Below are 4,311 nucleotides of genomic sequence, written 5' to 3'. Positions count from 1 at the left end.
CGCGACCCCCGGCGTGACAGGCCGGTATTCTAACCAACTGAACTACCACTCCAGATCGTGGCGCCCGGTTTTAGGCAGCAACGAGCGGCTAATAATAGCACGGAGCAATGGTTCCAGGACCCGGCTACGACTACAATTTGACGTTTTCAGCCGTGCTACGGAAACGATGAACGACACCGGTACGCTCAACTTCTGCTGGTCGCAGGCCATGGTCGCCGGCTTTATCGCGGCCGGTGCCGGCGATGCCGTCATCTCCCCCGGCTCGCGCTCGACACCGCTGGCGCTGGCCATGTTGCGCCAGCCCCGGCTACGCTGCCATGTTGCGGTCGACGAGCGAAGCGCAGCATTTTTTGCGCTGGGTATCGCTAAGGCCAGCCGGCGCCCCGTGCTGTTACTGGCCACCTCCGGGACGGCTCCGGCCAACTGGCTGCCGGCCGTTATCGAGGCCAGCCATTCCGGTATTCCGCTGCTCCTGATCTCGGCCGATCGCCCGCCTGAACTGCAGGGCAACGGGGCCAATCAGACCATCAACCAGATCGGGCTTTTCGGCGCCCAAGTCCGCGCCAGCCATGCGCTTGGCTTGCCGGACAACGGATTCGATCCAGCTTACCTGCACCGCCTCGCCGCCCGCGCCTATGAACAGGCGAGCTGGCCTCACCCCGGCCCGGTCCACATCAACCAACCGTTCCGCGAGCCGCTGCTGCCTTTGGCCGATTGCACCGAAGCCGAAATAGCGGAAACCATCCACGTTGCCCGCCCGAGCCTGCAGCCGGTTGCGAACGATATTCGCGACTTCGCCAGCCGCATCAGCGGCCGTCCCGGCATCATTGTCTGCGGCGAAATGCCGGCCCCTGGTGAGAACGGCAATGCCATTGCCGCCCTGGCCAAACGGCTCAACGCCCCGATCCTCGCCGAACCGCTGTCCGGCCTGCGTTTTGGCAAGCATGATCGATCGCATCTGTGCGTTCGTTACAACCACTGGCTGGCCGATCAGACCTTTGTGGCCAAGCACCAGCCGGAATGGGTGTTGCGCTTAGGCGCCTTCCCGGTCACCCGCCACCTGCAAAACTACGTGGGCGGAATCCGGCTGAATCACGCCGTGGTCGAGCCATGGCCTCGCTGGAGCGACCCCGCCCATCGCCTGACCCATCTGTTTCGCGCCGAACCGGCCGATGTTTGCACCGCGCTGCTCGCCGAATCGCTGGCCGCTGCCTGCAGTGCCTGGCAACAGGACTTTGCCGAGCAGGAGGCCGTCGCAGCAGAGGAGGCCGACGCCGGCCATATCGCGGCCATGCTCGAAGAAATTCCCGATGCCACGCCGTTTTTCATCGGCAACTCGCTGGCCATTCGCCAACTGGACAGCCTGTCAGGCAGCGGTGAAAAAGCCATCCATTTTTACGGCAACCGCGGCGCCAGCGGTATCGACGGCAACATCTCGACAGCCATGGGGATTGCTGCGATTCATGGCAGCGTCGTTGCCCTGCTCGGCGACCTGACCACCCAGCATGACCTTGGTGGCCTGGCCCTGGCCCAGGGGCGAAATGCCGTGATTGTTACGGTCAACAACGCCGGAGGCGGCATTTTCGATCATTTGCCCCAGCGCGAGCTACCTGAGTTCGAGCGCGGTTGGCGCACCCCGCAACAAATCAGTTTCAAGCATGCGGCACTGACTTTCGGTCTTGACTTTGGCCGTGCCGAGTCGATTGATGCCTTCAGAAAGACGCTGCGCGCCGCCCTTGCTGCCGGTGGCCCACATCTGATCGAACTGCTGGCGCCCTGAGGCCTTACGGTAAAATCGGCCCCCATGAATTCGTCGATCAATCCTAACGACCCAAGTAGCAATTCGCCCTTGGGCAAGGCCACCGAATACCAGAGCCACTACGCGCCCGAGTTGCTCTACCCCATTCCGCGCCAGCTCAAGCGCAGCGAACTCGGCATTGCCGATGGCGCCCTGCCCTTTGTCGGCGAGGATTTGTGGAATGCCTATGAACTTTCATGGCTCAACCCGAAGGGCAAACCGGTCGTTGCCGTCGGCACCTTCCGCGTACCGGCCGACAGCCCGAACCTGATCGAATCGAAGTCCTTCAAGCTCTACCTGAACTCCTTCAACCAGAGCACTTTCGCCGATCTTGAAGCCGTTTCGAAAACGCTCGAACACGACCTCTCGGCCGCCGCCGGCATGCCGCTCAGCGTCGCGCTCGAACCGCTGGCCAACCGCCCGCAAGCCGTGATCGCCACCCCGGAAGGCACCTGTCTCGACGATCTGGATATTGCCTGCGACCGCTACCAGCCGGCCCCCGAACTGCTGGCTACGCACGCCGGCGAAGTCGTCGAAGAAACGCTGTTCTCCCACCTGCTCAAATCGAACTGTCTGGTCACCGGGCAGCCGGACTGGGCGATGGTCGTCATCCGCTACCGTGGGCGCCGCATCGACCGGGCCGGGCTGCTGCGCTACATCGTTTCCTTCCGCAACCACAACGAATTCCACGAACAGTGCGTCGAGCGGATTTTCACCGACATCCAGAAACATTGCGCGCCTGAGGCACTGGCCGTCCATGCCCGCTACACCCGGCGCGGCGGCCTCGACATCAATCCCTTCCGCAGCAGCGGCGATTGCTACGGTCGACCGAAAAATATCCGCGAAATCCGCCAGTAATTTTCGCCCGCTGACAAAAATAACAAACGACAAGCTCATGACTAAAGACGCCGCGCCCGACCTTTCCAAACACACCCCGATGATGCGCCAATATCTGGCGCTCAAGGCCAGCCACCCGAACACCTTGCTGTTCTACCGGATGGGCGATTTCTATGAGCTTTTTCATGAGGATGCGGAAAAGGCGGCGCGCCTGCTCGACATTACGCTGACGACGCGCGGCCAGTCGGCTGGCGTGCCGATCAAGATGTGCGGCATCCCCTTCCATTCGCTCGAACCCTACCTCGCCCGCCTGGTCAAGCTCGGCGAGTCGGCCGTGATCTGCGAACAGATCGGTGATCCGGCGACCAGCAAGGGGCCAGTCGAGCGTGCTGTTTCGCGCATCGTCACCCCCGGCACGCTGACCGATGCGGCGCTGATCGACGACAAGCAGGACATCTGGTTACTCGCCGTCACGACGCTGCGCAACACGGCCGGTCTGGCCCGCCTCAACCTGGCGAGCGGCGAATTCGTGTTGCTCGAAGTCCCGGCCGAGCAGATTCCGGCGACGCTGGAGCGCATTCGCCCAGCCGAAATCCTTTACCCGGAAAGCTGGACGCCCAATTTCGGCCTCGATGTCGCCCGTACTCGCCAGCCGGACTGGTATTTCGAATTCGACTCAGCCCGCCGCCTGCTCTGCGATCAGTTTGAAGTCGCTTCGCTCGCTGGCTTCGGCGCCGAAGGGCTGAAGCCGGCCATCGCCGCGGCCGGCGCCCTGCTCCAATACGCGCAGGCAACGCAGGCCGGGAAATTGACCCACCTGCGCGGCTTGACCGTGGAAATCGAAGGCGCCTATCTCGGCCTCGACCTCGCCACGCGGCGCAATCTGGAATTGACTGAAACCCTGCGCGGCCAACCCTCGCCAACGCTGTTCTCGCTGCTCGACAACTGCCTGACCAGCATGGGCTCGCGTCTGCTCCGTCACACGCTGCATCACCCGCTGCGCGAACGCGACCTGCCCGCCGCTCGCCATGGTGCCGTCGAATTCCTGCTCGACGACTATGGCCGCATCGCCGGTGAAATCCGCCGTGGGCTGCGCGGCATCGCCGACATCGAACGCATCGCCGGCCGTATCGCCCTGCGCAACGCCCGGCCGCGCGATCTGGCCAGCCTGCGCGAATCGCTGGCCCGCCTCGATGGCCTGCGCGCCCCGCTGGCCGGTGCTGTTTCGCCGTTGATTGGGCAGCTGTTCGGCGATCTCGACACACCATTCGCCACGCTCGATCTGCTGGTCCGTTCCATCGGCAGCGAACCGGCTGCGCAAATCCGCGACGGCGGCGTCATCGCCCCGGGTTTCGATGCCGATCTCGACGAATACCGCTCGCTCAACGACAACTGCGGCGCCTACCTGGTCGACATGGAAGCCCGCGAACGCGAGCGCACCGGCATCAGCAGCCTCAAGGTCGAATACAACAAGGTGCATGGCTTCTACATCGAAGTCACGCACGCTAATACCGAGAAAATCCCGGAAGACTACCGTCGCCGGCAAACACTGAAGAATGCCGAGCGCTACATCACGCCGGAACTCAAGGCTTTCGAGGACAAGGCCCTGTCGGCGCAGGAACGCGCGCTGGCCCGCGAAAAGCTGCTCTACGAAGCCATTCTCGACGAACTGCAAC

At 63.2% G+C, this 4,311-nt stretch carries 3 protein-coding genes; all 3 read left to right on the top strand.

The features are described 5' to 3' along the window. Positions 1-166 precede the first annotated feature (166 nt). On the top strand, positions 167-1,780 hold the full coding sequence (menD, locus tag ADADOO_RS05990; protein ID WP_511275861.1) for a 2-succinyl-5-enolpyruvyl-6-hydroxy-3-cyclohexene-1-carboxylic-acid synthase: 1,614 nt from the start codon (positions 167-169) through the stop codon (positions 1,778-1,780). 24 nt (positions 1,781-1,804) lie between these two features. Then, on the top strand, positions 1,805-2,656 hold the full coding sequence (queF, locus tag ADADOO_RS05985) for an NADPH-dependent 7-cyano-7-deazaguanine reductase QueF (protein ID WP_511275860.1): 852 nt from the start codon (positions 1,805-1,807) through the stop codon (positions 2,654-2,656). Positions 2,657-2,693: 37 nt separating this feature from the next. Then, positions 2,694-4,311, top strand: a 1,618-nt coding sequence (gene mutS / locus ADADOO_RS05980) for a DNA mismatch repair protein MutS (protein ID WP_511275858.1), incomplete at its 3' end; no start/stop codon positions are given.

Source organism: Azonexus sp. (assembly GCF_036170495.1).
In the GTDB taxonomy this organism is placed as follows: domain Bacteria; phylum Pseudomonadota; class Gammaproteobacteria; order Burkholderiales; family Rhodocyclaceae; genus Azonexus.
Note: the sequence above shows the minus strand (reverse complement) of the source record. Positions and strands in the feature narration are given on the sequence as shown.